The 26788-nt window shown below is 67.1% G+C and carries 28 protein-coding genes and 1 tRNA gene; 17 read left to right on the forward strand and 12 right to left on the reverse strand.

What is annotated here, in order from left to right:
- Positions 1-322: 322 nt before the first annotated feature.
- On the forward strand, positions 323-1216 hold the full coding sequence (locus E1181_RS24160; RefSeq protein WP_132678116.1) for a phosphotransferase enzyme family protein: 894 nt from the start codon (positions 323-325) through the stop codon (positions 1214-1216).
- 15 nt (positions 1217-1231) lie between these two features.
- Here E1181_RS24160 and E1181_RS24165 read toward each other — a convergent pair whose 3' ends face one another.
- Positions 1232-2872, reverse strand: coding sequence for a pentapeptide repeat-containing protein (locus E1181_RS24165; RefSeq protein WP_132678118.1), 1641 nt, complete (start codon positions 2870-2872; stop codon positions 1232-1234).
- A gap of 185 nt (positions 2873-3057) precedes the next feature.
- Positions 3058-4425 carry a hypothetical protein gene (locus E1181_RS24170; protein WP_235877003.1) on the reverse strand — a complete coding sequence of 456 codons (1368 nt, stop codon included), beginning with the start codon at positions 4423-4425 and terminating at the stop codon, positions 3058-3060.
- 211 nt (positions 4426-4636) lie between these two features.
- Here E1181_RS24170 and E1181_RS24175 point away from each other — a divergent pair, with 211 nt between their 5' ends.
- A complete protein-coding gene (locus tag E1181_RS24175; RefSeq protein ID WP_132678120.1) occupies positions 4637-4837 on the forward strand; it encodes a hypothetical protein in 201 nt (66 codons plus the stop codon).
- A 37-nt stretch (positions 4838-4874) separates the two neighbouring features.
- Here the strand turns inward: E1181_RS24175 and E1181_RS24180 are convergent, their stop codons facing one another.
- Both E1181_RS24180 and E1181_RS24185 read right to left on the reverse strand, forming a co-directional pair.
- Positions 4875-5783, reverse strand: coding sequence for an IS5 family transposase (locus E1181_RS24180; RefSeq protein ID WP_132678182.1), 909 nt, complete (start codon positions 5781-5783; stop codon positions 4875-4877).
- 95 nt (positions 5784-5878) lie between these two features.
- Positions 5879-6265, reverse strand: coding sequence for a GntR family transcriptional regulator (locus E1181_RS24185; RefSeq protein WP_165944730.1), 387 nt, complete (start codon positions 6263-6265; stop codon positions 5879-5881).
- Between the two features lie 103 nt (positions 6266-6368).
- Between E1181_RS24185 and E1181_RS24190 the strand changes: the two genes are divergently transcribed.
- The 10 genes from E1181_RS24190 to E1181_RS33075 all read left to right on the forward strand — a co-directional run bounded on the left by E1181_RS24190 (position 6369) and on the right by E1181_RS33075 (position 15247).
- Positions 6369-6641 (forward strand): hypothetical protein, encoded by a 273-nt coding sequence (locus E1181_RS24190; protein WP_132678123.1) that lies wholly within the window; start codon positions 6369-6371, stop codon positions 6639-6641.
- Positions 6638-7189 carry a hypothetical protein gene (locus E1181_RS24195; RefSeq protein ID WP_132678125.1) on the forward strand — a complete coding sequence of 184 codons (552 nt, stop codon included), beginning with the start codon at positions 6638-6640 and terminating at the stop codon, positions 7187-7189. The genes E1181_RS24190 and E1181_RS24195 overlap by 4 nt, the downstream gene beginning before the upstream one ends.
- A gap of 121 nt (positions 7190-7310) precedes the next feature.
- Entirely contained in the window at positions 7311-7595 is a 285-nt protein-coding gene (locus E1181_RS24200) for a hypothetical protein (RefSeq protein WP_132678127.1), read from the forward strand.
- Entirely contained in the window at positions 7592-8443 is an 852-nt protein-coding gene (locus tag E1181_RS24205) for an ABC transporter permease (protein ID WP_132678129.1), read from the forward strand. The genes E1181_RS24200 and E1181_RS24205 overlap by 4 nt, the downstream gene beginning before the upstream one ends.
- Complete coding sequence (locus E1181_RS24210) at positions 8440-10644, forward strand: FtsK/SpoIIIE domain-containing protein (protein WP_132678131.1); 2205 nt, start codon at positions 8440-8442, stop codon at positions 10642-10644. Before E1181_RS24205 ends, E1181_RS24210 begins: the two co-directional genes overlap by 4 nt.
- Before the next feature lie 141 nt (positions 10645-10785).
- Positions 10786-11043 carry a hypothetical protein gene (locus E1181_RS24215; RefSeq protein ID WP_132678132.1) on the forward strand — a complete coding sequence of 86 codons (258 nt, stop codon included), beginning with the start codon at positions 10786-10788 and terminating at the stop codon, positions 11041-11043.
- 38 nt (positions 11044-11081) lie between these two features.
- A complete protein-coding gene (locus E1181_RS24220) occupies positions 11082-11627 on the forward strand; it encodes a hypothetical protein (RefSeq protein ID WP_132678134.1) in 546 nt (181 codons plus the stop codon).
- Positions 11624-13003 (forward strand): DUF3987 domain-containing protein, encoded by a 1380-nt coding sequence (locus tag E1181_RS24225; protein WP_132678136.1) that lies wholly within the window; start codon positions 11624-11626, stop codon positions 13001-13003. The genes E1181_RS24220 and E1181_RS24225 overlap by 4 nt, the downstream gene beginning before the upstream one ends.
- Positions 13004-13353: 350 nt before the next feature.
- Positions 13354-13698, forward strand: a complete 345-nt coding sequence (locus E1181_RS32970; protein ID WP_165944731.1) for a helix-turn-helix domain-containing protein — start codon at positions 13354-13356, stop codon at positions 13696-13698.
- A 34-nt stretch (positions 13699-13732) separates the two neighbouring features.
- Positions 13733-15247 (forward strand): tyrosine-type recombinase/integrase, encoded by a 1515-nt coding sequence (locus E1181_RS33075; RefSeq protein WP_132678140.1) that lies wholly within the window; start codon positions 13733-13735, stop codon positions 15245-15247.
- Between the two features lie 75 nt (positions 15248-15322).
- On the opposite strand, the gene E1181_RS24240 is transcribed toward E1181_RS33075, so the two are convergent.
- Together E1181_RS24240 and E1181_RS24245 are read right to left on the reverse strand one after the other, a co-directional pair.
- On the reverse strand, positions 15323-15970 hold the full coding sequence (locus E1181_RS24240; protein WP_235877004.1) for a LysE family translocator: 648 nt from the start codon (positions 15968-15970) through the stop codon (positions 15323-15325).
- Between the two features lie 4 nt (positions 15971-15974).
- A complete protein-coding gene (locus E1181_RS24245) occupies positions 15975-16874 on the reverse strand; it encodes a DMT family transporter (protein WP_207922288.1) in 900 nt (299 codons plus the stop codon).
- Positions 16875-16975: 101 nt separating this feature from the next.
- Here E1181_RS24245 and E1181_RS24250 point away from each other — a divergent pair, with 101 nt between their 5' ends.
- Entirely contained in the window at positions 16976-17863 is an 888-nt protein-coding gene (locus E1181_RS24250) for a LysR family transcriptional regulator (RefSeq protein WP_132678144.1), read from the forward strand.
- 109 nt (positions 17864-17972) lie between these two features.
- Positions 17973-18566, forward strand: a complete 594-nt coding sequence (locus E1181_RS24255; RefSeq protein WP_132678146.1) for a GrpB family protein — start codon at positions 17973-17975, stop codon at positions 18564-18566.
- 195 nt (positions 18567-18761) lie between these two features.
- Here E1181_RS24255 and E1181_RS24260 read toward each other — a convergent pair.
- Both E1181_RS24260 and E1181_RS24265 read right to left on the reverse strand, forming a co-directional pair.
- Positions 18762-18835: transfer RNA gene (locus E1181_RS24260), tRNA-Pro, on the reverse strand.
- Positions 18836-18885: 50 nt separating this feature from the next.
- Complete coding sequence (locus E1181_RS24265; protein WP_132678148.1) at positions 18886-19848, reverse strand: metallophosphoesterase; 963 nt, start codon at positions 19846-19848, stop codon at positions 18886-18888.
- A 69-nt stretch (positions 19849-19917) separates the two neighbouring features.
- Here E1181_RS24265 and E1181_RS24270 point away from each other — a divergent pair, with 69 nt between their 5' ends.
- Positions 19918-20388, forward strand: coding sequence for a GatB/YqeY domain-containing protein (locus tag E1181_RS24270; RefSeq protein WP_132678150.1), 471 nt, complete (start codon positions 19918-19920; stop codon positions 20386-20388).
- A 9-nt stretch (positions 20389-20397) separates the two neighbouring features.
- Here the strand turns inward: E1181_RS24270 and E1181_RS24275 are convergent, their stop codons facing one another.
- Together E1181_RS24275 and E1181_RS24280 are read right to left on the reverse strand one after the other, a co-directional pair.
- Positions 20398-21183 carry a siderophore-interacting protein gene (locus E1181_RS24275; RefSeq protein WP_132678152.1) on the reverse strand — a complete coding sequence of 262 codons (786 nt, stop codon included), beginning with the start codon at positions 21181-21183 and terminating at the stop codon, positions 20398-20400.
- Between the two features lie 33 nt (positions 21184-21216).
- On the reverse strand, positions 21217-23634 hold the full coding sequence (locus E1181_RS24280; protein WP_165944732.1) for a penicillin-binding protein: 2418 nt from the start codon (positions 23632-23634) through the stop codon (positions 21217-21219).
- Between the two features lie 253 nt (positions 23635-23887).
- On the opposite strand from E1181_RS24280, the gene E1181_RS24285 reads away from it, so the two are divergent.
- A complete protein-coding gene (locus E1181_RS24285) occupies positions 23888-24187 on the forward strand; it encodes a WhiB family transcriptional regulator (RefSeq protein WP_132678156.1) in 300 nt (99 codons plus the stop codon).
- 65 nt (positions 24188-24252) lie between these two features.
- Here the strand turns inward: E1181_RS24285 and E1181_RS24290 are convergent, their stop codons facing one another.
- Positions 24253-25392, reverse strand: coding sequence for an ArsA family ATPase (locus tag E1181_RS24290; RefSeq protein WP_132678158.1), 1140 nt, complete (start codon positions 25390-25392; stop codon positions 24253-24255).
- Positions 25389-26390, reverse strand: coding sequence for an ArsA-related P-loop ATPase (locus E1181_RS24295; RefSeq protein ID WP_132678159.1), 1002 nt, complete (start codon positions 26388-26390; stop codon positions 25389-25391). Before E1181_RS24295 ends, E1181_RS24290 begins: the two co-directional genes overlap by 4 nt.
- Positions 26391-26628: 238 nt before the next feature.
- Between E1181_RS24295 and E1181_RS24300 the strand changes: the two genes are divergently transcribed.
- On the forward strand, positions 26629-26787 hold the full coding sequence (locus E1181_RS24300; protein ID WP_132623662.1) for a DUF4177 domain-containing protein: 159 nt from the start codon (positions 26629-26631) through the stop codon (positions 26785-26787).
- The last annotated feature ends 1 nt before the right edge of the window (position 26788 follow it).

Below are 26788 nucleotides of genomic sequence, written 5' to 3' on the forward strand. Positions count from 1 at the left end.
GCGCGCCAACCGATACGCTTCCCACCGAGGTCTCCGGATAGATGTTGATCTTCTTCGTCGCTGATCCATCTACCGGAGACCTCACTATGTTCAACCACCGGGCCCCACGTTCCTAAACAGCTCCTAGCCCGGATGATTGCGGACGCGCGGCCCAACCCCTAGGAAAAGGCCGTGCAGGCCGTCTATGAAGCTCTCAGCTGTCCATGAGAACGCCTGTGGCGGCACTGTCGCTTCCTGGCATGTGGAAGGACCGTATGTCGCCTAGGCAGCCGCGCGGTCGGGCCGTAGCCTGCTGGAGCGAGCCGAGGAGGAGCAGCGCTTGATGGAGAACGCGACGTTCACGCCGCAGACCACCCGCCAAGTTCTGGAGACCGCTTGCGAGTGCGCCGGCGTCGACCCCAGCGGTGCCGAACTGGTGCGCATGGGCGAGAACGCGATGTTCCGCCTCGCTTCCGCTCCGATCATCGCCCGTGTGGGGCGGTCGATCACGGCCGGCCGCAAAGAGGCGCGCATCGCTACCTGGCTCGCCTCTCACCAGTTCCCCGCAGCTCAGCTAGCCCCGACCGACCGCGAGTTCGTGACGGTCGGGGATCTCGTCGTGACATTCTGGGAGTTCATCGAAGAGAGCGACGAGCCGGTCAGCTCCGGCGAGCTGGGTGAGGTGCTGCGGCGGCTTCACTCCATCCCTGAGCCGTCCGACCTTGCGCTGCCGTTCTTCGAGCCCATGCCGAAGGTGGGCAGCCGCCTCAAGGCGATTGGCGGTTTCCTCTCCGAGGAGGAACGAGCCTTTCTCAGTAGCCGCAAGGACGAGCTCGACGAGCAGTTCGCCGGCCTGAGCTTCCGGCTGGGCTTCGGGCCAGTGCACGGCGACTTCCACAAGGCCAACCTGATGCGCGACCGGAACGGCACGGTCAAGGTCATAGATTTCGAGGACTTCTGCTGGGGTCCGCGCGAGTGGGACGCCAGCGTCGAAGCCGTCCGATACCGCGCCCTGGGCTGGGTCAGCGACGACGAATACGACGCGTACGTCAAGGCATACGGCTTCGACCCGCTGGATTGGGAAGGGTTCCCCGTGATTCGAGCGATCAGGGAGCTCAACATGACCACGTGGCTCGCCCAGCAGCTCGGGCAGTCCCCCGAGATTGACGGCGAGGTGCACAGAAGGATTGCAGATCTCCGCGACACCGAACGTCCACGGCAGTGGAAGACCTTTTAACCTCTGGGCTCCGTTTCAGGCGAACCGAAGGCGGAGCTTTTCCCGAGTTAGCCTCCACCACCGAACTTCTCGTGCGTCTTCAAGAACAACCTCATCGGTAGTCCACCCGTTTGGCCACGTGGATTGCTGATGTTCGTCTAGAGTCATATGCGCCCAAGCATCGTCGAGGTAGGGCTCTTTCGCGAAATAGCCCACCTCGAAACGGGTGATGTTGTGGAACTGTGCACCTCTGAACCGGGCGTCGTCGTGGAACTGCGCCTTTTTGAAGTCGGCGTATCCGTGGAACTGCGCATCGTCAAACTCTGCGTGGTCGTGGAACCGTGCGCTTTCGAACCGGGTGTGGCCGTGAAAATGAACTCCAGAGAACCCAGTGTAATCTCGGAAATCCGTGTCACGGAATACGCCGTCGTGGAACTCCGCTCCGCTGAATTCAGCGTGTTTGAGCTGTACATTGTCGAACCCAACGCAGTAGTGGAACCGTGCTCCGGAGAATCCGGCGTCGTCGTGGAACTCCGCTCCGGAGAACCGGGTGTATTCGTGGAACTGCGCGCTCTCGAACCAGGCGGTGTGGTGAAACTGCGCCCCGTGGAATTCGGCGACGTCGTGGAACTGCGCGTTCTCGAACCAGGTCGTGTTGTAGAACTGTGCTCCGCCGAACCAGGTGGACTGGCGGAACTGAGCGCCCTCGAACATGGTGACACCGTGGAACTGCGTCCTGCGGAAATCCGCATTTCGCACTTCGCACCCCGTAAAGTCAATTTCGTGCAGGTTGGAGTCGGCTAGTTCAATGTCCATGTCGGGCCAGTAGCTGCGACTTGTGGGTTCCCCGTCGTCGCCTCGATTTGGCCTGAGATGATGTGAGAGTAGACGCTGTGCTGTGAGGCGAACTTGCCGTTCTTGCTGCTGCTGTGAAGATAGATCTGGTGCTAGCGAGGTCAGGGCGGCGAGAGGACCTGAGGCCAGGTCGAGCACTATCGACTGCGAGGAATGTTCGCGGCGCTGGACCACCGCTGCTCCATCTTCCTGGCAATCCGAGCTTTCCCCAGACGGTGACGCGCTGTCGTTGAGGCTGATATCCGGCATACGCAGGTAAGCGCAGAGCAGATTGATGATCGTCTGCCGGAGGTTCTTGTTGGTCTCACCCAGCCGTGACAGGGCGTACATGCCGGCCATGCGTACTGGCGCTTTGTCTGAAGCGAGTTGCTCGGCAGCTGCGGTGTACTGCTCAGTTGCGCGGCGTTCGTCTGCGTCGTGTCGGTTGGCGTCGGCTACGCGGTCTCTCTGTAGGAGATCCAACTCGCTAACTCGCTGCCGCCGAGCGGCCAGCAGGAGCGCAGCGACTCCGCCAGTGCCGACGACGACGCTACCCGCAAGCTTGATGGCTTCGAGCTTGATCCGGTTCTGTTCGATCGTTTTCGAATCGCCGCTTCCGTAGCTGGTGACGAGCCACCAGGTCGCGAGCAGACCGACCGCGACGAGACATGCCATTCCGGCCCAGATTGCCCAACCAGGTATCTCCCGCAAGAGCGGCTTCGCCTCGTCGTCGGTGCCCGATTCCTGTGCCAGTCGCTTACGTGCGGCAACAGTCGAACCCGCGATCCCCGCCAGGCTAAGGATGACGAGGCCAGTAAAGAGCATCTGCCACTGAGCCAGCACGAAAGCTCCAGCTGCGGCGTAAACTCGCCCTGGGATCCAGATCAGGATGGCGCTGAGGATTAGGCCGACCCCGAGCCACCCTTGCCAACCGACACGGCCGTGCCTACGTTCGTTCGAGTCCACCACACGGTGATGATCACATTCGGCGCGGTGTGCGTGGCATGGTTTCTTTGGATTCGATGTCCTTACTCTTGCGTACCCGCGTACGACTCGAACTCCGCGACGGCCGGCGAGTCGGAGTGCTGGCGCAGGCGCTCGCGGAATTCGTCGAGGTAGGAGTTGACGCGGTATGACTTCAGGCCAGCGGCGGTGTCGACCACTTCGCGGGCGACGGTGACGGCTTGCTCGACCTCGTTGGCCTGGAGGTACGACGTGGCTAGAACGGTGCGACAGAAGGACAGGCTACGGACGTACAGGCTTTCAGAGACCTCAATGGACTTGGCTGCGTGCTCGGTCGCGAGGTCGGGTTTGTCGAGGTCGCGGAAGCAGTGAGCAAACTCGGCGTTGAGTTCGGCGAGGTCGAAGTACCTGATCCACTCCGGGTCATCGTCTGGGTTGCTGGAGCTGAGCCACTTCTCGGCTTCCAGCATCGCAGCGGTTGCCTCTTGCTCGTTGCCCTGCGAAGAGAGCGCGCGAGCCTCCATCGAATGGAAGAGCGCCATCGCCGTAGGCGTGGCCTGCCCGCGTGCGCCCTGAGCTGCACCGCGAGCGAGGTGCACCGCCTGTTCGTAATAGCCGAGGAAGTTGGCTTGGTGGCTCATGCCCGCGAGAATGCGGCCGGCCAATGCTCGGTCGCCGGCTGCCTTGGCCAGGCGGAACGCCTGGTGAAGGTACCGCTGCGCGAGGGCGTGCTGGCCAGTGTCGTAGCAGGTCCAGCCCGCCAACCGGGTAAGCGCTGCGACCTCCTGGAAGTACCGTCGTCCCAGTTCAGCGTCCGGTTGCACGTGCGGCAGCAACGGGAGCACTTCGCTTTCCAGGTACTGCGCGACCAGGGGTTTGGGGCGACCACCGCCGTAGCGGTAGTCGTAGTTGGCGAACATCGAGGTGGCGTCCTTCACGGCCTGGACGTCGAACTCGCTGATAGGCCGTGGTTCCACCGGCTTCGACTTCTCGCCATCGCTGCCGAACATCCACTTGACCAGGAGATTGCTCCACGCTGCGGGGACAACGAGCAGCTTGTCCGCCTGTCCGTTCGGCCGGAGGTCGAACTCTGCGAGGCGCGTCAGCGTCGTCACCGAATCGGACAGGGTCTCGGGGTATTCGAGGGTGTCGTCGACGTTTTCAGCCGGTACTTCGCCGTACCCGACGTCATCGACAGTGACAGGCCGTCCGAGCGCGTTGGAGAGCACTCGAACCAACACATGGCAGGTGCGGGCCTTCGGGCGCCGTGTCTCCCCGCGCAGCCACTTGTCGACGTTGGTGTGCGTAGGCGCGATCGGGTCGCCGCCATCGATGTTGCTGAGGTCGGTCATGCGCTTGGCGAGGCCCTTGTTGGTCAGGCCGGCCTCGCGCATCAGCGCAGCTAGTCGACGGTTCGGTTCCTTCGCAGCCATGATCGTGCCCCTCCTGCCAGGTAGTAAAACACGCGTACTGGCCGGACGGGGGCACACGAGGCACACGGCATGTGCCCCCTGTGCGCCAATGCGCCCTGTTTTGTGCACTGATGTGTCAGCGCTGCGGCGGCGATTCTTGAGTCATGACAACGGAAACGGCGGCGGGAACAGCCCGAGTTCCCTGAAAGCCGGTTCCACTGAGGAGGAAGTCATGGCTAAGCAGACGATTCCCGGAGTTCAGACCGGTGGCGGCATTGTGCCCAAGCTCATCGGTGCAGCCATCACGTTCGCGGTTCTCGTCCTCATTGTGAAGCACCCCGCCGAATCGGCGGTATGGGTGAAGGGAGCGTTTGAGCTCTTCCTGGCCCTGGTCAGCGGCTTCGCGCAGTTCTTTCAGGGGCTGATGGCGTGACTGGGCAGCCCGGGGACCGGCGGCCGCTAGGAGCTGTTTAGGAACCGATCTTGGTGAGGGTGCGGAGCCAGATGTCGATGGTGGCGATGTGCACGGTGGCTTCGTAGCGGACGGCGAGTTTGTCGTACCGACAGGCCACGGCACGGTGGTGTTTGAGCTGGTTGATACCGCATTCCACAGCGTGGCGCCGCCGGTATGCCTCGGGATCGAAGGCCGGTGGGCGGCCTCCGGCCGAGCCGCGGGCGCGGCGGTGGGCGGCTTGATCTTTCGGGGTCGGGATGGTGGCCGGGATCGCTCGTCGCCGCAGGTAGGAACGGTTGGATCGTGACGAGTAGGCCTTGTCGGCCAGCACGCGATCCGGGTGCCGACGCGGACGGCCCCGCCCGGGGCGCGGCACCCGGATGGCCTCCAGCACACCGATCATCTGCGGGCTGTCACCGCGTTGGCCGGCCGTGATCAGTAATGACAACGGTTTACGTCCCTGTTCGCAGGCCAGATGAATCTTCGTGGTGAATCCGCCCCGGGACCGACCCAACGCGTGATCGGCTGGTTCATCACCGGGTGGTTCGACCTGCGCTTGAGGGCGACGGCGCGCTCCAGCGGCGTGCTGATGGGCCCGGTTGATCGTGGAATCCACCGACACCTGCCAGTCGACGAGGCCGGACCGGTCAGCCCACGCCCGCAACACCGAGAGGATCCAGGGCCACACACTCTCGCGTTGCCAACGGCGAAACAGCTGATAGATCGACTGCCAGTGCCCATACCGTTCCGGTACATCCCGCCATGGAGCACCCACCCGCACCCGCCAGCGAATCCCATTGAGCAGCTGACGACGTGTCCATTTAGGAGATCTCCCCACCCGCGGCCGAGGAGGCAGCACCCGTTGCAACGCCGCCCACTGCCGGTCCGTCAGATCCTTCCGCGCGCCCACCGATACGCTTCCCACCGAGGTCTCCGGATAGTTGATCTTCTTGGTCGTTGATCCATCTACCGGAGACCTCTTCACGTTCACCCAGCGGGCCCCACGTTCCTAAACAGCTCCTAGGAGGACTCGTCCAGCTGATTCGTGATCTCAGCCAGGCGAGTTTCGAGGGACCTGATCGTCGAACCCATTTCCTTCGCAGTCTCGTCGAGGGTCGCCAGCTGGGCACGTGCCCGCTTGAGCTCCGCAACTACGTCGAGCTGTTCCGACGGTTCCGGGACGTAGGCGCCGGCATTGGGCCGAATCTTCACGATGCCGGCGTCGCGGAGGAGCTTCACCGCATTGATGGCCGTGCCCAGGGCGACGCTGTATTCCGCCGCCAGGGTTCGGTAAGGCGGAAGTTGCTCCTTCGGGGCGAATTCGCCGGCGTCGATCCGCCCCTGTAGGGCGTCGGCGACGCGCTGGCTAGCACGGCGTTTGTCCTCGCGAGCGTCGTTGGCAGCCATGCGATCAGCGTACTCGATGTTCTGACACATCAGGTTGACAGTGGAACGCCTAGCTCTTACGTTACAGAACATCAAGAAAGTTCTAGAACATCTGGAGGTAGAGATGAACGACGCGGACAGGGTCTCGGTGGGTGCCGAGCTCGCGTTTTGCGAGGCCGAGCTCGACGAGTTCGAGCGGGAGGCGGTGCAGGACTACTGGTCGCAGGTCATCGCCGACGAGCTGGGCGAGCTGCCGGTGGCGCCGTTCGTGTGGTCGGAGCTGGGCGCGGGGGAGCGGACGCGGCTGCGTCGCTACGAGCGTCGCGAGGCCGGCGCGGTGCTGCGGCTGATCACGACCGAGGTGGACGCGGGTTCGGACTCCGGGGAGGCGGCGTGAACGGGCTGGTGAATTGGCTGTTGTCCGGGCGGCGGGTGCCGCGGTTTTCGACCGAGGACGGCTCCCGGGGTGCCAGGCGGCGGCGTGAGCTGACCTGCCCGGAGCACAAGCCGAGCAGTGGTGAGCAGGTCAGCGAGGTGTCGGTGCGCTGGACCTGTGACTGCGGCGCGTACCGCTTCGAGATCGACGCGCCTCCGCCGCACGTCGATGAGGTCCCCACGGCGGCCTACCTGGAGATGGAACGCCGAGGGCTTCAAGGCAAGAAGGGGCCCTGGCGGTCCCAGATCACCGGCAAGCCCCTGCCGGTCCAGCGCACCGAACCGGCCGCCGAGGAGACGGCCGAGGAGGCCGAGGCGTGCGCCTCAGAGCGGGCTCAGCGCGAGCTGCGCTGGGACCGGAAGGCCAGGGAGTACGTCAAGCGGTACGGGCCGAATGCGGCTCGGGATGAGGCCTATTGGGCCGATCAGAACAACGACGCCTGGATGGCCGAGGCCCTGTTCCGGGCTGCCGATCGCGTCGACGGCGGCGAGACCACCTGGCCTTTTTGATGTCCCGACCCAGCAGCCAAGTCGCCAAACCAACCTGCTGGGCCGGGTCTCCCACCGATCACCAAACCGCTAGGAGATCTCTGATGCTACGGATCGCCACCAGCCCCTACGGGGGTGTGCGATGAAGACCCTGATCATCGGGCTGTTGAGCCTGGTTCTGCACCTGGCCGTGGTCGTGGTGCTGCCGCTGGCGTTGCTGGCGGTGGCCGGCCTGCTGCGGATCACCGTCGTGACCGTCCTTCCGCTGATCGTGCTGCTGGCACTGGCGGTGACCTCCGGGATCGCCCGCACCGCCGGCCTCGGTCTCTTCGGTCTGGGCGTGGTCCTACGGCTGGTCATGGCCACCGTCGACGCGGCGGGCGCTCGGGTGCCTGCTCCGCGGCTTCCCTTGGGGGTGAGCCGATGACCACCGCGAAAAGCTCCTACCCCGTGCCGGTCGCTGACCTGCTGCCGCAGGCCCGTCAGCTGGTCAAACAACTGGGCCGCACGCCGAGCCGGAACCAGCTCATGGCCGAGCTGCGCATCGGGGCACCGAAGGCCCGCGAGATCCTGGACCGCCTCTCGGACGAGCAGCCGGTCCAGGCTTCCAACCCGGCCGGGCTGCACGTGGTCACCGACCCCGCCCCGGCCGAGGACGAACCCACCGAGACCCACGATGACGAGTCCGCCGAACCCAGGCACGAGTCCGCCGAGACGGACCAGGCGAGCGAGTCTGCCCCGGCTCCGGCTGAGGAGTCGGAGACGGTTGGTGAGGTGGCGTCTGAGCCGATCACGGTTGACGCGGACCCGGCCAAACTCACCGTCGACCAGGCGGTGAAGCCGGTGGCGGTGTGGCCGGTCATGTTGCTGGCTTTGCCCGCGTTCGTGGCGATCTGGTCCGGGTGGGTCGGACTCGGTCAGCTGACCGGGTTCGGGATCGTGCACCCGCTGCCGGGGATCGCGGATGGGTTCGCGATCAACACCGCGATCACGTTGCCGATCGGGGTCGAGACCTACGCCGCCTATGCCCTGCGGGTCTGGCTGTCCGGCCAGGTTCCGACCAAGGCCCGCAGGTTCGCGAAGTACTCCGCGCTCGGCTCGCTCGCCCTCGGCGCGTTGGGGCAGATCGCGTTCCACCTGATGAAGGCCGCCGGCATGACCTCCGCGCCCTGGCTCATCACCGCCGCCGTGGCGTGCCTGCCCGTCGCCGTGCTCGGCATGGGCGCCGGCCTTGCCCACCTGATCAAAGACACCCACCGGGAGGTGCAGCGATGACCGAACAGCCGAACACGCCCAAGCCCAAGGACAACGAGCACCAGGGCGAGGAGCAGGCGCGCGTGCTGCGCTTCCCCTCCGAACGCCTCAACCTCGACCAGACCACGGCCGAGACCGAAGCTGGGGCCGAGGCGCAGGTGATCGACGGGGAGCTGGTCGACGACGACCAGGCCCCGCAGGTCGACCAGCCCCAGGCCGCAAACGCGGGTTCGAGCCTGGTCCGCCGGGAGAAGCGCGAACCCGTTCTGCCCCAGTGGGCGAGCAGCGTCGAGGAGTTCCGCGAGACCGCGAAGTGGGCTGTCGGCCACGCCGGCCACACCTTCGCCTTCCACGCGGTGCGCTGCCCGGTCTACATCGCCCGCATCCTCACCCGCGTTCCACAAGGCACCCTGCGCCTGCTGCGTGGGTTCGTGCGGTGGGTGACCGACGCCGAAGGCCGCCCGGTTCGCCACGCTGCCGCTGACCGCGCCGATGCCGCGGAGTACCTGCGGCTGTCCGGGCAGCGTGATAGCCGAGTCCGGGGCCGCATGTACGCCACCGTGGGTCTGGGCGCGGCCGCGTTGGCGGCGTTCTTCCTCGGCCGCGCGCTGCTGCCGGAGCTGGTCCAGTACGCGATCGTGGCCGGTGCCCTCGGTGCCGTGGGCTGGTTGGGTGCTCCGGCGGATCAGCCGATTGCCTCGCGGGCGGTGGAGGCGACGAAGGTGCCGAAGCTGACCAGCAACGCCGTCGAAATCGCCCTGGCCTCCCTGGGGATCTCGGGGATCAACCAGGCGATGGGCAAGGGCGGTGAGGGGATCGGCTTCCCGAAGCCCATTTCGCGTGACGGGAAGGGGTGGCGGGCCGACGTCGATCTCCCGCACGGTGTGACGCCGGGGGACATCATGGACCGCCGTGAAAAGCTCGCGAGTGGTTTGCGCCGGCCGCTCGGGTGTGTGTGGCCGGAGGCCGACAACGGTGAGCACGCGGGCCGGTTGATCCTGTGGGTGGGGGATCAGGACATGCGTAAGGCCAAGCAGCCCGCTTGGGCACTGCGCAAGGGCGTGCGCGTGGACCTGTTCCAGCCCCAGCCGTTCGGCACCGACCAGCGCGGCCGCTGGGTCGATCTGCGGTTGATGTTCACCTCGGTGGCGATCGGGGCGATCCCGCGCATGGGCAAGACCTTCGCGCTCCGCGAGCTGCTGCTCATCGCGGCGTTGGACCCGCGTGCGGAGTTGCACACCTATGACCTCAAGGGCACCGGCGACCTCGACCCCCTGGAGAAGGTCACCCACGCCCACGGCGTCGGAGACGACGACGAAGAGATCGAAAAGGCTATTACTGACCTGCGCAAACTCCGTGAGGAGCTGCGGCGACGGGCGAAGCTGATCCGAGACCTGGCCAAGCAGGGCCTGGCGCCGGAGAACAAGGTCACCCCAGAGCTCGCGGGCAAGAAGAGCTTGGGTCTGCATCCGATCGTGATCGGGGTGGATGAGTGCCAGGTGTGGTTCGAGCACCCCGAGGTCGGCGAGGAGTTCGAGGCCATCTGCACTGACCTGGTCAAACGGGGGCCGGCGCTCGGGATCATCATCATGCTGGCCACCCAGCGCCCGGACGCGAAGAGTCTGCCCACGGGCATCTCGGCGAACGTGTCCACGCGGTTCTGCCTGAAGGTCCAAGGGCAGACGGAGAACGACATGGTCCTGGGCACCTCGAAGTACAAGCAGGGCGTGCGGGCCACGACGTTCGCCTGGGCCGACAAGGGCATCGGCTACCTCGTCGGCGAAGGCTCCGACGCCCAGATCGTGCGCACGGTGGCCGGTTTGGATGGTCCGGCCTCGGAGAAGGTCGCTGCCTACGCCCGCACCTTGCGCGAGCAGGCCGAAACGCTGACCGGCCACGCCATCGGCGAGGCCCCGGAGGTCGACGAGTCGGTGTCCAAGAAGGACACGTTGCTCGAAGACATCCTGGCCGTGGTCGGCGAGACCGAGAAGAAGATCTGGAACGAACGCGTCATCGCCCGCCTCTACGAGCTCAAGCCCGAGGTCTACGGCACCTACACCGAGTCGGCCGACCTCACCGCGGCTTTGAAGCGGCACGGCATCCGCACCGCCCAGGTGTGGGGCACCACCGACGACAACAAGGGCGCCAGCCGCATCGGCATCACCCGCGCCGACATCGCCCAGGAAGTCGCGGAGCGTAACCACCGCGAGGGGTCCGGCTAGCCCTCGCCGGGTCTCTAGACCTAGACGACCGCGCCTCTAGGTCTAGAGACCCCGCTAGAACCCCATCCCTTTTCTCACCAGCGCCCTAGTTCCTAGAGGCGCGTGGGCCAGTGCGCCCAAAAACCGCCCAGGAGGCCACCTGTGACCCCCGCCGACTCCGCCAGCGCCGCCCTGTTCCTCGCACTCCTGTTGGTCACGTTCGGTTACGGCGTGACGTGCTGGTTCTGGCCCTTCAAGGCCTGCCGCACCTGCCGAGGTGGCGGAAAGCTCCGCGCCCCGTTCGGCCGCGCGATCCGCCTCTGCCGGCGCTGCACCGGCACCGGGCTCCGGCTGCGCCCCGGCCGCCGGGTCATCAACGCCGCTCGCCGCGTCCACCGCGCCAACCACCACCGCCACTGACGAAGCCCGCCATGACCAACTCGACCGAAAGGAGGCCGATGGTGACGAACCTGGAGAAGCCGTACGGCGAGACGGAGTTCGACCCGGTGCGGGCGTTCTTGGGCTGCCTGATGGCCTGCTCCGCCGAGCGTGCCAGGGAGCTGTTGGCCGGGATGCGCCCATCCGATGCCGACCCCGGTGTGCGCGGGGTCGTGTTCGATCTGGCCGTGCGGGTCACCGGGGCCGGTGTCGCCCCGGGACCGCAGGTGCTGGTCGCCGAAGCCCGCCGCCGCGGCTTGCTCGCCACCGAGGACCAGGCTCACGGCCTGGCGATGTGGGTCTTCGAGACCTACCAGGGGGCTCCGTGGCCGGAGGCCGGATGGGTGCTGCGCACGCACGTCCTCGAAACCGCCTACCGCCGTGCCGTTGCCGAGCACGCCCAGCGCCTGGCACAGGCTGCCGAGACCGCCGCGACCGAACAGCTGCCGGCCCTGCTGGAGCCGAGCGATGAGCTGGTGGACCTGGGACAGCGCCTGGCCACCGACCTCGCCCGGTGGCAGCGCGACATCGGTCCGGACGTGATCGAGCACCGGAGGGCCGCATGACGCACGCAGAACACCTCGATCACGGAGCGGACCCGGGTGAGGGTGGCCGGGTCGTGCCGTTCCCGACCCCGGCGGGGGAGGACGAGACCCCGTTGCCGGTGGTGGGGTTTCCGAACCTCAGCCCGGCGGCGTTGCAGGGCACGGCGGGCCGGATCGTCCGCGAGGTCGCGCCGACGACCGAGGCGCACCCGGCGGCTCTGCTGGCGATTCTGCTGTCCACCTTCGGCGCGTGGGTCGGCACCGGCTCGTATCTCTACCGCGCCAACAGCGTGCACCCCGGGCGGGTGTGGCCGCTGATCACCGGCCGGACCTCGGACGGGGCGAAGGGCACGGCGCAGGCGGTCATCGAGCGGTTGTTTCGCGAGGTCGCCAAGACCTCCGAGTGGCCGCTGCGCACCGTCCGCGGCCTGTCCTCGGGTGAGGGCCTGATCGAGCAGGTCGCTGACGAGAAGGACGACGACACCGGCGAGATCACTCCGCGCGCCGACCGGCGGTTGCTGGTGGTGGAGGAGGAGTACGCGAAGGTGCTGGCCCAGTTCGAGCGCTCGGGCAACACGCTGTCGATGACCCTGCGCGAGGCCTGGGACGGCAAGAGCCTGCAGTCGGTGACGCGCTCCAACCCGGTCACCGCCACCGACCCGAGCATCACGGTCATCGGTCACGTCACGCCGCGCGAGTTGCGGGAGCGGATGACCAGCGCCGAGGTGTTCGGGGGTGGGCTCAACCGGATGCTGATCGTGGCCAGTCGCCGGACCCAGCTGCTGCCCGAGGGCGGCAACCTGCCCGACGGGATGGTCGCCGACCTCGGCGGGCAGCTCGCTGACCGGCTGCGCAAGCTTTCCGGGCTGGGTGAGGTGCCGTTCACCCCGGCCGCGATCGAGGCGTGGGAGCCGATCTACCGCGACCTCGCCCGCCCCCGCCCGGACGGCCCGGTCACGGCGCTGTTGGCTCGTGGGCGGCCGATGATCCCGCGTATCGCGCTGGTCTACGCCCTCATCGATGGCTCCCAGGCCGTGGACGCCGAGCACCTGCAGGCCGCCCGGGCGCTGTGGGACTACACCGAGGAGTCCATTCACTGGCTCTACGGCCAGCTCGACGACCAGGAAGAAGTCGAACGCCTCATGACCTGGCTCGCCGAAGCCGGAGAGGCCGGCCGCGGCAAGTCCGAGGTCTACAACGACTTCGCCAAGCGCCACAAGAAGGCCGTCGAGCAGGCTCTCGAAACGATCGCCCTGCTCATCCGCGACGGCATCGTCACCCAGGACACCCGCACCGGCCGCGGCCGGCCCTCAACCCGGTTCATCCTCCGCCCCCAGGCTCGCCAGCCCTGCGGAAGAAGCGGAAGTGCGGAAAAAGTCCCAGAGCAACCGCCCTGACCAGGCACAACCAGCACGCGACTTTCGCCGCGACCCCTGCGGAAGAACTGCGGAAAAAGCCCCCACGCCGACTTTCTCCGCACTTCTTCCGCACCCACCCCGGAAGAAGTACCAGCACCAAAACACCAGGTCACAAGGCGATCTTCAGGACTTCTTCCGCATTTCCGCTTCTTCCGCAGACCCACCGCACCAAACAGCCCGCATAGCGCGAGCAGGGCACGCACGTGCCCGAGCAGGGGAGGAAACAAGACATGCATACGCCGCGAGCGCCCATGCCTGTCCCTGATTTTCACCGAGAGTCCCGGCCCGCCCGTTCCATGCCAAGCCGCCACGAACCGCAGGGGGATCGCATGACCACACGAAACGAGCCCGATGGCCTGCCCGTCCTCTACACACCGGAAGAAGTCGCGGCGCGGCTTGGCAGGTCCGGTTGGTGGGTCCGCGAACAGTGCCGGCGGAATCGCTTTCCCCACACACGAGCAGCGGGCGCGGTTCGGTTCACCCGGCAGCAGTTCGAGGAGCTGTTGCAGATCCTGGAGCGCCGCCCGGAGCCGGCTCCGCAGACCCCCAGCACCTCCGTGCGTCGGACGAGCAAGAAGAGCCCAACCCGAGCGCCGGTGACGCAACTTCGCGCCCGGCCTCCGCGCACTCCGAAACCGGCTGCCTCGAACGACGTCACGAAGCGCACGGCCTGATCAACCAAGCCACCAGGAGAAAGGCAAGCAGCACGTGGGATACGCGGAGAAACGCGGCAGCTACTTCCGTGCCCGGTTCAAGATTGCTCCCGGTCGCTATGGCACCGTGCGCGACGCATCGGGCGGGATGGCCAGGTTCCGCACCAAGCGTGAGGCGGAAAAAGCCGCGAACGACGAGGAATCGAAGGTTCGCGCCGGCTCATGGCGCGACCCCTCGCTGGGGCGGATCACCTTCGGAGACTTCGCGTCGCGGTGGTACGCCGCGCAGGACCTGGCCGCGTCGACGATGCAGAACTACCGACGGCACCTCGAAGAGCACCTGTTGCCCGAGTTCGAGAAGTCCAATTTGGCAGACATCATGGGCGCTGACGTCGACGCTTGGGAGCGGAAAGAGCGAGAGCGCGGCTATGCCGCATCGAGTATCGCGACGTGGCGAGGCACGCTTCACCTGGTCTTGGCCGATGCGGTCGAGGAAGGTCTCATCAGCGCCAACCCGGCTTCTAAGCGCCGAGGCAGGGGAAAGCGTGCCGGCCGTTCGCGGGCCCGAGGGCCGGAGAAGGTCATCACCGATCCCTTTGGCCTGCTGCTGATCGCAGAGCGGGCAGCGCTCCTTTCCGGCCGTGATGACGAGTTCGTGGCCGTCGTGCTCGCGGGGTTCACCGGTCTTCGATGGGGCGAGCTCGTCGGCCTGGAGACGAGGTTCGTGCGGCAGGGGGAGTTGCGGGTGGAGTGGCAGCTCTACGAGCTCGATACCGGCGAGCTGCTGCGGTGCCCGCCGAAAGACGATTCCTATCGCACGATCGCCCTTCCGGAGTGGTTGGCGACGCTCGTGGCCGCTCACGTGGCCAGGAACGCTCCGGCACCGTGCGCTTGTCACGGGCGGACGTACGTGTTCCGCGGTTTGGGGATGGCGAACGGTGTGAGCGGTCGGCCGGGAGCGCGCCTGGCGGACGTCGCTCGAAGAGCCGGCGTCTCGACCGGGACCGTTTCGAACGTGCTAAACCGTCCCCACAGCGTCGTGGAGGCAACCCGTATACGCGTCGAGAAGGCGATCGCCGACCTCGGGTACGTGCGAGGTGCTGCGGCACCGGTGCCAGCCGAGCACTGGCGACGTAATGGCTTCGCGACGTGGCTGTTCCAGCCGGCCGCAACCGGCTGGTACCCGAGGAAGAGTCCGCAACCGGCGCGTCCGGTGCCAGTGCTGGCCGATCCGTGGCCGGGTATTCCTGCGCGAGGTCGAGGAGCGAACGCTCGCGCTGACTGCTGCTGGGTGCCGATCGCTCCGGGCCTAACGCCTCACGGCTTGCGCCACTCGCACAGGACGCTCATGGAGGAGCTGGGCACGCCGGCTGTGCTGGCCGATGAACGCATCGGGCACACGGACACGTCGGTCCAGCGGCGCTACACACACGTGACTGCCGAGATGAGGGCGAGGCTGGACGAAGGACTGACCCGATGTTGGGAGCAGGCACTCTCGACGCGGTTCGAGATCTCGCCGCGTTCTTCGGTGGGGGTACTGAACGAGCTTCTTCAGGCATGCCGAGCCTGAGACAACGGACAGAGGCGGAATAACAGAGGTTGATGCTGGCCAGGGCTTTGCGCGGTCCTGGCCAGCATCCTTCTGTCATGTTGCTGCTGGTGGAGTCCGGAGCAGACGGATGCTCAGGCCGATCAGGGCGACCCCGATGAGGCGGTCGAGGACCTGTCGAGGCATTGGGCGGTCCATGAAAGTGCGCAACTTGTCGACAAGCGTTACGAACACCAACCACCACATCGCGCCGTATGCGACTGCGAATATCCCCAGAAGTAGCAACTGGGGAGCGGATTCCTGCGCTGGGTCTACGAACTGGGGGATCAGGCTCAGGAAGAACAAGGCGGTCTTCGGGTTCGAGAGGTTGGTCAGTGCACCGCGTGCGAATGCTCGCCGTCCTGCCCTGGTGTCCGGCTTGCTTGGAACGTCTGCATGGCCCGTTTTCGAAAGCCCCGACTCGCGCCGTCCGAGCAGGCTCGTCAAACCGAGGAAGAGCAGGTAGCCGGCACCGAGGAGTTTGACTGCGGTGAACGCAGCCGTGGAGCTCATGAGCACCGCGGATAGGCCGATGTTCGCGGCTGTGAGGTGTACGCACATGCCACCGACCACGCCCAGCGCAGCTAGGTTTCCCAGTCGGCGTCCCTGGGTTGAGTAGCGAACGATGACGGCGAAATCCGGGCCAGGCGTCGCGTACGTCAGCGCGACCACGGCGCTGAATACGAGCACGGAAGTCGGGGTCACGGACCTACACCTCTTCGGCGCCTTGGGCCGCCATCCTCGGGGTCTGAGCACGCGAGGTGCGGCGAGTGATCAGTGCGACGCTGGCCAGCACGATCACCAATCCGACGAGCATGCTCGGCGTGAGTGGTTCCCGAAGAAACACGGCGCCCCAGACGAGCCCGAAAGGCGGCACTAGCAGGGTTACGGCGAGCGCCGTGGTCGGCCCTCTTCGGGCGACGATCCGGTAAAACAGCGCGAAACCCAGAGCAGTGCACGGCAACGCCAACGCGATCGCGGCTCCAGCGCTCGCGGCGCTGGGCACCTTGTCTGGCATGGCGAACGGCGTGATCGGCAGCAGTACCGCAGCGGCACCGAGCTGCTGTCCGGTGGCGACGGTAATCGGGGGAGTGGCGCTGAAGTGGCGTTTGGCATAGACCCCGCCGATTGCGTAGCAAACGGCGGCCAGGAGGCTCGCCGCTACCGCCAGCAGAACAGCCAAGCTTGGTTGAAGCGGACCGAGGCCAACCAGCACGGCTACACCGACTACGCCGCACAAGACCCCCGCCAGCCGTCGTGCATTGAGTTGTTCCTGGCCGTAGAGAGCTCCGATGAGCAACGTGAACAGCGGTGTTGTCGCGTTCAGCGTTGCCGCTAGTCCACTCGTTAGCTCCTGCTCGGCTACAGCGATCAAGGTGAACGGCAGTCCGGCAGAAACGGCTCCGAGAACCAGGTAGCGGCGTCCTTGAGCCCGCCAGTTTGGCAGCCCCCTGCGTGCCAGGCTCAAGACGAGCCACAACGCAACTCCGGCGAGCAGTACGCGGGTTTCGATCAGAGCGACAGGGCCAAAATCTGTGACCGCCACCCGTATGAACAGGAACGACGCTCCCCACAGCGCCGCCACGGCCAACAACAGCAGTACGACCACGACACTCACCTTCGTCACTGAGCAGCAGGACGTGGTCTATCGTGAGCAGGCAGAATCCATGAATCAAATCAATTGACTTCATCAGCCCATGAGGAACGCTCATGCAGATTGCTCAACTCCGAGCGTTTGTGGCTGCGCTTGATGAGAACGGGTTCGGCGCGGCTGCACACGTACTCGGGAGGACTCAGTCGGCGATCAGCCATGCGGTCGCAGCACTGGAGCAGGAGCTCGGGGCGGCAGTCCTGCGTCGGAGTCGGGACGGAGTCCGAGCGACTCCGCTGGGAGAGCAGATCCTTCCGAGGGCCCGGGCAGTCCTCCGACAGGTCGAGGGCATTGAGGAAGACGCCCGTGCCTTACGAGGGATGAACCGCGGACGACTTCGCATCGCAGCCTTTCCGACGGCGTGCCAGCTGCTGCCGACCTATATCGCCGCGCTGCGTCGCACGTGTCCCGGCATCGAGGTGGTGCTGTGGGAAGGCACGGACCAGGAGGTCGAAAGGTGGATCGAGGAGCATCTCGTTGACGTCGGAGTCCGCGCCACCCTCGATACTCCCGGAGCTGACGAGCTCCTACTTGCGACCGACGAGATGGTTGCCGTGGTAGATCCACAGCATCCGCTCGCTGCAGAACCGACGGTGCGGCTTTCAGACCTCACTGACGACCCGATGCTGGTCTCCGATGGAGGTTGCGAGCCGCTCGTCGACCAGTTGCATGCCGACGCCGGGATCTCACTGCGCATCGATCAGCGGGTACGGGAGATGTCCACGCTCCTGGCGATGGTCCGCGAAGGGCTTGGCGTGACCGTAGTGCCCGAGCTGTCGGTAGAGGAGGGGCGAGGTGTGGTTGCCATTCCGCTCCGACCGCGCGCCCGCCGTCATCTCACATTGGTCTGTGCAACCGATCCGCCTACCGGTCCCGTGCTCGCCCTACGAGACCTCCTGCGCGCCGAGGAGCATGAAGCTGAACGACCAAACGCTTCGTGCGTCTAGAAGGCGCACCGCAGCCGCCGGATCGATGTGTTACCTCGCTTGCGGCCGCAAGTTGGCGCGACGACCCGAGAAGGCCCCCAGGTCCGAAGGTCGTTGCTAGCGTCGCCGCATGCCACCCGCTGTCATCGTTGCTTACGACCCAGCCTGGCCGGCCCGAGCCCAGAAGCTCCTTCACGAGCTGCGCTCGGTGTTCGTCTCGCTCGCCGGGGCTGACCAGTTCGCTTACGAGCACATTGGCTCTACCGCAGTGCCGGGCCTTGCTGCGAAGCCGATCGTGGACTTGCAGATCCGGATGCCGTCCCTGCCGAGCTTGGCCGAACTTGCCGACCTTCTTGCGCCGACCCCGTTCGTGCCCTCTCACGGCGCACGGCTGGACTCACCAGGGGTCCACATGGACACGCCACGGCCGGGAGATCGTACGGACGCCGCGCTCTACGAGAAGCGGCTCTTCCATGCTCCCGCCGAGGAGGCCATCCTCCACATCCGACGATGCGATTCTCCGTTTGCCGAGTTCGTCGTTGAGTTCCGCGACTGGCTGCGGCACCACCCGGACCAAGCACGTCGCTACGAACAGATCAAGCGCGCTCTCGCTGAGCAGCACGCAGCTGCATCGGACTACGACGACTACACGCGGGCCAAGTCAGCTTTCTTGAACGAGATCCAGCCAGCCATGCGTAGTTGGGCTCACAACCGGTTGTCCTGATCGGCCCGCACGACTCAACGGCGCTGCGCCGTGCCTTGCTGGTTGTGGAGGTCCCCCAACTGGCGGAGGGGGGCGGTAGCCGCAAGCACGGAAGACCAAGATCTTCTCCCTATTTTCTCCCAGTGGCGCTTCTGGGCATAGGAAAAGGGCCTGGCCGGAACTCCTTGCGGAGTCCTGACCAGGCCCTTTGCCTTGTCGGGGTGGCGGGATTTGAACCCACGACCTCTTCGACCCGAACGAAGCGCGCTCCCAAGCTGCGCCACACCCCGATCTCCAGCTCTGAGGCATCTCGGGTGCTCGCCTCAGCGCTGGATATAGCTTAGCGGATGCCCTCGCCCGCTCCGTACGGGGTCCTGCTTTCGGCGTTCTCCCTGGTCGCGTCCGGGTTTTCGGTCCGAGGCAGCAAGGTCAGCAGCGTCGCCTCCGGCGGGCACGCGAAGCGGACCGGGGCGTACGGCGACGTGCCCAGGCCGGCCGAGACGTGCAGGTGCATCCGCTCGCCCCACGTGGAGGCACCGCGGGCGCGGGTGCGGTCGATGTCGCAGTTGGTCGTCAGGGCGCCGTAGCCCGGTACGCGCAGCTGACCGCCGTGGGTGTGCCCTGCCATCACCAGGTCGTAGCCGTCCTCGGCGAAGCTGTCGAGCACCCGGGGCTCGGGCGAGTGGGTGATGCCGAGCTTGAGCCCCGCGTCGGCCGGGGGCCGTCCCGCGATCTCCTCGTAGCGGTCCAGGTGCAGGTGCGGGTCGTCCAGGCCGGCGACGTGGATCTTCGTGCCGTTGACGTCGATGTCGTGGCGGCGGTGGGTGGCGTCGAGCCAGCCGTGCTCGGTCATCGCCGCGCGTAGGTCCCGCCACGGCAGCGGCTCGCCGTGGATGCGCTTGGTCTTCGCCGACGGGAGCAGGTAGCGGGCCGGATTCTTCGGCTTCGGGCCGTAGTAGTCGTTGCTGCCGAAGATGAACACCCCGGGCTTGGACAGCAGCGGACCCATCGCGCGCAGCGCAGCCGGGACGGCCTGCGGATGCGCGAGGTTGTCGCCGGTGTTGACCACGAAGTCGGGGTCGAGGTCGGCGAGCTCGGCGACCCAGCGCTGCTTCGACCGCTGGTTCGGCGTCATGTGCAGGTCAGAGATGTGCAGCACCCGCAGCGGGGGTGTGCCCTCGGTCAGGACCGGAACCGTGGCCTGGCGCAACGTCCAGTGTCGCCGTTCGATGGCCGCCGAGTAGGTGAGCGTCGCGGCGCCGACCGCGCCCGCGCTGAGCAGAATCCGCCCGAACTTGTTCACCCTCACAAGCCTACGTCTCGACAGGGGTCGGCGGCCCGCCGCCCGCGTGCCTGGCGCGATAATCGGCGCATGGCAGAGCTCAAGGAAAAGCTGCGCGCGGACCTGTCCGCCGCGATGAAGCAACGCGACACCGCCGTCACCGGAGTCCTGCGCATGGCGCTGGCCGCCGTGGGCAAGGAGGAGGTGTCCGGCAAGCAGCAGCGGGAGCTCTCCGACGACGAGGTGCTCAAGGTGCTGTCGAAGGAGGCCAAGAAGCGCGACGAGGCGTCGGAGGCGTTCCGCTCGGCCGGTCGTGACGAGCAGGCCGACTCCGAAGCCTCCGAGGCCGAGATCCTGCGCCGCTACCTGCCCCAGCAGCTCTCCGACGACGAGCTGTCCTCGCTGGTCACCAAGGCCATCGCCGAGGTCGAGGCCGAGTTGGGCGAGCGCCCGGGCATGAAGCAGATGGGCCAGGTCATGAAGGCCGCCAACGCCAAGGCCGCGGGCCGCGCCGAGGGCGGCAAGGTCGCCGGGATCGTCAAGGCCCAGCTCCAGGGCTGAGCCACCGGCTCAGTCGTCGGAGGTGTTCTGGCGCCAGTAGGCGAGGGCGTAGAGGTGGCGGCGGTCCAGGTCGAGCTCGCGCTGGCAGTGCTCGCGCAGCTGGTGGACCGCCTCGGCCTCCGCGCCGATCCACACGTAGGGGTCCGCGCCCAGGTCGGTGTCGCGGACGGCGTCGAGGAGCAGGGTGCCCTCGCCCGCCGGGGTGCCGTCGCGGTGGAGCCAGCGCCAGGTGACCTCAGCCGCCGATTCGATCCGCTGCTCCTCGGATTCATCGGCGACCTCGGCGAAGACCTGCGCGCGGGCTCCGGCGGGCAGCTCTTCGAGGATCGCGGCGATCGCCGGCAGCGCCGTCTCGTCGCCGATCAGCACCAGCGGATCCGCATCGGGATTCGGCTGGTAGGCCGGGCTGGGGCCGACCGTGACGATCTGGTCGCCCGGTTCGGCCTCCGACGCCCACTTGCTGCCCGGGCCGTCGTGGTCGTGGACCACGAAGTCGATCGCCAGCTCCCGGCGCTCGGCGTCGAAGCTGCGGACCGTGTAGGTGCGCTGCAGGGGCTGCTCGTCGCGGGGGAGGGCGAAGACCTCCTCGCGGGTGCGGCCCAGCGGCATCGGCTTGCCCGGTTGCGGCAGGCAGAGCTTGATCCGCTGGTCGCTGCCGTTGCTGACGAAGTCGACCAGCTCGTCCCCGCCGAGGACCAGCCGCACCACGCGCGGCGTGATCCGCTCGGTCGACCGCACCTCCACCAGGCGGTAGCGGGACCGGGCACGTCGGGTGCTCGCCTGCGCTCTCGTCACGCAGGCGAGTTTACGAAAACCCGATTCACCCGGTCACCGGCCCGGCGGTGAACCCGGACCGCCCGGCTGCTGCCCCGGCGGGAGCACCGGTGGTCCCGGTGGCTGACCCGCTACCGGCGGCGGGGCCTCCGGCGGCGCCGGCCGCTCCGTCGACGGCGGCGGAACGTAACCGGTGCTCACCGACAACGTCACCGTCTCGCCGGGCAGCGCGAAGCCGCGCGGCGTCTGGCTGGTCACCGTGCCCTTCTTGCGCTGGCTGTTCACCGAGCGCTCCGAGACCTTGTAACCGGCCTTCTCCAGGGTTTCCTTGGCGCGCTCGTTGGTCAGGCCGACCACGTTGGGCACGTGGAACTCGTCGCCGCCGTTCTCGTAGCGGTCGGTGGTCGGCGGCAGCGGAGCGACCGGCAGTCCCTCGTGGATCACGTTCATCGCGTCGAACCAGGTCCGCGCGGGGACCTTGCCGCCGTAGATGTTGCCGCCGTTGGCGCCGCAGAGCCGTGGCGGGTCGCTGTCGCAGATGCCCTGCGGCGAGGTGCCGTCGCTGAAGGTCAGCACCGAACCCGCGTACTGCGGTGTCGCACCGAGGAACCCGGCCGACTGGTGGGCCTCGGTGGTACCGGTCTTGGACGCCACCGGACGGGTCCAGCCCGCGCCGCTGGCCGCCGCAGCAGCCGTGCCGCCGCCGGTGTCGTCCTTGCTCATGCCGACGGCCAACGCGTTGGCCAGCTGCTCATCGACTGCCTGCTCGCACGGGTCTTCGGTGATCGACACCGGATTGCCGTTGCGGTCCTGGATCTGCTCGATCGGCGTCGGCGGGCACCAGGTGCCGCCGCTCATGATCGTGGCCCCGACGTTGCTGAGTTCCAGCGGACTGGTCGGCGCGAACCCGAGCGTGAACGCACCCATGTTCTTCTGCTTCATGAACTCCGCCTGCGACAGTCCGCCGGAGCCGTTGGGCGTGACCGGATCCCCGCTGGCGGTGTTGTGCAGCAGCGTCTGCCGCATGCCCAGCCGGGCCGCCATGTCCACCGTGGAATTCAGCCCGGCCCGCTCCTGCAACGCGACGAACGCGGTGTTCGGCGACGTCGCCAGCGCCATCTGCAGCGTGCGCGGTCCCGGTGCGACGCCTTCGGCGTTGCCGACCGTGTAGGGCCGGGAACCGTTGCGGTAGACCTGCGAGGTGTAGGACCCGGGCGACTGGATGGTGTTGTAGATCCCCATCCCCTTCTCCAGCGCCGCCGCCGCGGTGAACACCTTGTAGATCGACCCGGCGCCGAACTTCGCCACGCCGCTGGGCAGCGCGTAGGAGGTCTGGCCCTTCGACGCGTCGATGCCGAAGTCGCGGTTGGCGACCAGCGCGCGCACCTTGTGCTTCTCCTTGCCGGGTTCGACGACGCTCATCACGTTCGCGATGCCCTTGGTCGTCTTCGGCACGCCGCGCTCGGCGGCGGCCTTGGCCGCGTCGGTGGCGCGCTTGTCCATCGACGTGTGGATCGTGTAACCGCCGGTCTTGAGCTGCTCCTCGGTGAACCCGGCGCGCTCCAGGTAGTCGATGACGTAGCGGCAGAAGAACCCGTCGGACGGGCCGGCTCCGACGCAGCCGTTGGGGATGTTCTGCAACGGCGTGACCAGGCCGAGCGGCGCGTTGCGGGCCTCGTTGGCGGCTTCCGGGGTGATCCGGCGCTGGTCCTCCATCGCCTTGATCACCAGGTTGCGCCGGTTGAGCGCCTCCTCCGGGTTGCTCTCCGGGTTCAGCGCGCTGGGGCTGTTGACCATGCCCGCCAGCAGCGCCGACTGGGCGATGGTCAGCTTGTCCGGAGTGGTGCCGAAGTAGGTCCGCGCTGCGGCTGCGATCCCGTGCGCCTGGTTGCCGTAGGGCACGACGTTGAGGTAACGGGCGAGGATCTGCTCCTTGCTGAGCTGCTTCTCCACCTGCAGCGCGATGCGGATCTCCCGCAGCTTGCGGCCGGGGGTCTGCTCGATCGCCTTGGCCTGCTTGACCGGGTCGTCGGCGGCCACCACGTGCACCAGGTAGTTCTTCACGTACTGCTGGGTGAGGGTGGAACCGCCCTGCGCGATCTCGCCGGACATCTGGTTGGTCACGGCGGCGCGCGCGGTGCCCGCCCAGTCCACCCCGTGGTGGTCGAAGAACCGCCGGTCCTCGATGGCCACGATCGCCGCCTTCATGGTGTCGGCGATCTGGTCAGGAGCGGCCGGCGTCCGATCTTGGTTGAACAGGTAAGCGATCGGCCTCCGATCCTTGTCTGTGATCGTCGTCACAAGTGGCGGTTCCTTGGTCATCATGTCCGTGGAAATGCTGTTGACGGCGTCTCCAGCACGGTTGGAGACCACTCCGAGTGACCCCGCCGCCGGGAAGAGCAATCCCGCGACCAACACGCCAGCCAGCACACACAGACCGAAAAGCTTCAACAAGCCGTCTCGGGCACGCACGCCCCCAGCCTAAATCGTACGCGCTCCGTGACGGAGTGTTACGCCCGAAATCCAACCGATGTAGTGAGTGTGAAAGATAACGGGACGACAACCGTCGGTTGGTTGTGGAACCGCTGGGCTCTACAGTCCGTCTACGTCCAGCGACAGCACTGTTGTGGTTCGGCTCCCGACTTCCGAACCACGGCATCCGGTGCCGGGGGGCTCCGGACGAAATACAGTCGCCGACGATCCAGTGAGGAGCTGGGGGAACTCTATGTTCGAGCAGGGGGACTGGCGGGTTAACGCCGCATGTCGAGACCAGAACCCGGATCAATTGTTCGTCCGCGGGGCTGAGCAGCGCAAAGCACGAATGGTTTGTTTTGGCTGCCCAGTGCGGACGGAGTGCCTCAGCGAGGCGCTAGACAACAAGATCGAATTCGGTGTGTGGGGTGGAATGACCGAACGCGAACGCCGGGCGCTGCTGCGCCGTCGTCCGGATGTTCGTAACTGGCGCGAATTGCTTGAGGCAGCGCGTCAGGATTACTCCGATATCGCCGAGTTTCAGGTGAGCTGATCCCCGAGAAATGATCAGGCCGGGCGTGAACGTTGAAAACGTTAATGCCCGGCCTGATTTTTGGATTATTCCCCGGCGAGCCGCCGGCCGATCTCCCGCAAACCGGCCAGATCGTGCACATCGGACGGCAAGGCCGGGACACCAACGAGTGACACCTCCGGGTGCGCTCGGGTGAACCGTGCGAGCATCCGCTTCTCCCGGTCGGCGATCGCCACCCGGTCCGCGTGCACCCGCAGCACCGCCGCCGCCAGCGGAGCCGAACCGGCGGTCTCGATCTCGTCGGCCACCGCCGCGGCGCGGTTGCCCCCCAGCTCGGCGACCACCGGGTGCGTCCGGTTGGCGACCAGCCCGACCAGCGGCATCGATTCCCCGGCCAGCCGCTCCACGAAGTAGGACGCCTCCCGCAGCGCGTCCGGCTCCGGCGCGGCGACCACCAGGAACGCCGTTCCCGGCGAGCGCAGCAGCCGGTAGGTCTGCTCGGCGCGCTGCCGGAAGCCGCCGAAGGTCGAGTCGAAGGCCTGCACGAAGTTCGCGGCGTCGTTGAGCAGCTGCCCGCCGATGATCGTCGACACGGCCTTGGCGAACACGCCGAACGAGGCGCCGACGATCTTGCGCAGCCCGCGCCCGCCCGCGCGCGCGGGACTGGACAGCATCTTGATGAGCCGCCCGTCCAGCACGGTCGACAGCCGCTGCGGCGCGTCCAGGAAGTCCAGCGCGGAACGGCTGGGCGGGGTGTCGACGACGATCAGGTCCCATTCGCCGGAGGCGGCGAGCTGCCCGAGCTTCTCCATCGCCATGTACTCCTGCGTTCCGGAGAACGAGGTCGAAATGGTCTGGTAGAAGGGGTTGTTCAGGATCTGCTCGGCTCGTTCGGGGCCGGCGTGCATCTGCACCATGTCGTCGAAGGTGCGCCGCATGTCGAGCATCATCGCGTTCAGGTCGCCCGCGGGCTCGAAGCCCTCCAGCGACACCTGCTTGGGCGTGTTGCCGAGTTCCCGCAGGCCCAGCGCTTGGGCGAGTCGCCGCGCGGGGTCGATGGTGAGCACGACCGTCTTGCGCCCGCGTTCGGCGGCCCGCACCGCCAGCGCCGCCGCCGTGGTCGTCTTGCCGACGCCGCCGGAGCCGCAGCAGACGACGACGTGGGTGTCGGGGTCGTCCAGCAGCGCGTCGACGTCGACCTGGGACGGCCGCAGCGGTTCGCTCATCGGTGGCTCCGGATGCCGTGTTCGGTGAATATCTCGGCGAGCTCGTAGAGCTCGGCGACGTCGATCCCCGCGGTGAGGTCCGGCAGCGAGACGGTGGGCAGGTCGGTGGCGGCGAGCTGGTCGCGCGCGGCGTCCTCGGCCCGGTGCCGGATGGCGTGCTCGATCGTCTCGTGGACCAGCCCGTCGAGGGTGTCGTCATCGACCTTCAGCCCGGCGGATTCGAGCCCGGTGCGCACCCGATCGGCGTCGACGCGGCCGTCGGCGGCGGCCGACACCGATCGCGCGGGCAGCCTGCCGGGGCGGACCCGGTTGAGCACGACCGCTCCGGGCCGCAGGTCGGCGGCGTCGAGCTCTTCGACGGCTTCGAGGGTTTCGCGCACCGGGAGCTCCTCGAGCAGCGTGACGACGTGGACCACGGTGTCGGCGGAGTGGACCAGGCGCACCACGCCGTCGCTGTGGTCGCGGATGGGTCCGACCTTGGCGAGGTCGGCCATGGCGCGGGTGACGTCGAGGAACTTCACCACCCGCCCGGTCGGCGGGGCGTCCACGACGACCGCGTCGTAGACGTAGCGGCCGCGCTCGTCGGTGCGACCGACGCATTCCTTGATCTTGCCGGTGAACAGCACGTCCCGGAGCCCGGGCGCGAGCGTGGTGGCGAACTCGATGGCGCCCATCTTGCGCAGCGTCCGGCCGGCGAACCCGAGGTTGTAGAACATCGACAGGTACTCCAGCAGCGCCGGCTCGGCGTCGATGGCCAGCGCTCGCAGCTCACCGCCACCGGGAGCCGCGGCGATCCACTCCTCGGAATAGGGCAGTGGCGCGCTGTCGAAGAGCTGCGCGATGCCCTGCCGCCCCTCGACCTCGATGAGCAGCACCTTCTTGCCGCCGGTGGCCAGCGCCAGCGCGAGCGCGGCGGCGACCGTCGTCTTCCCGGTCCCGCCCTTCCCGCTGACCACGTGCAACCGCGCCTGGTTCAGCTCCCCGTCCCATGAGGTCACGCGATCAGCGTAAGTCCCCGTTTCCAGAATTGGAGAGTGACGGTGGTCGTTCTGCGTAGCGGTGCGGGTAGGGGAACCTGAGGAGCTCCGTGGACTCCGGGCGCCACTCCTGATGTATGCCAGCCAATACACGGCGTCGCGGCGTCCTCGCCACGAAGCTCCTCAGAACCCCCGGCGGTGCGAGGCGCGTAGGTGGGCCAACGGCTACGCCGTTCAAGAAGAACTAGGCTGCACAACCATGCAGAAGTGGGAGTACGCCACCGTTCCGTTGTTGAGTCACGCGACCAAGCAAATCCTCGACCAGTGGGGCGAGGACGGTTGGGAGCTCGTCGCCGTGCTGCCGGGTCCCACCGGTGAGCAGATGGTGGCTTACCTGAAGCGGCCGAAGGAGGCCTGAC

Source organism: Saccharopolyspora terrae (genome assembly GCF_004348435.1).
GTDB lineage: Bacteria > Actinomycetota > Actinomycetes > Mycobacteriales > Pseudonocardiaceae > Saccharopolyspora > Saccharopolyspora endophytica.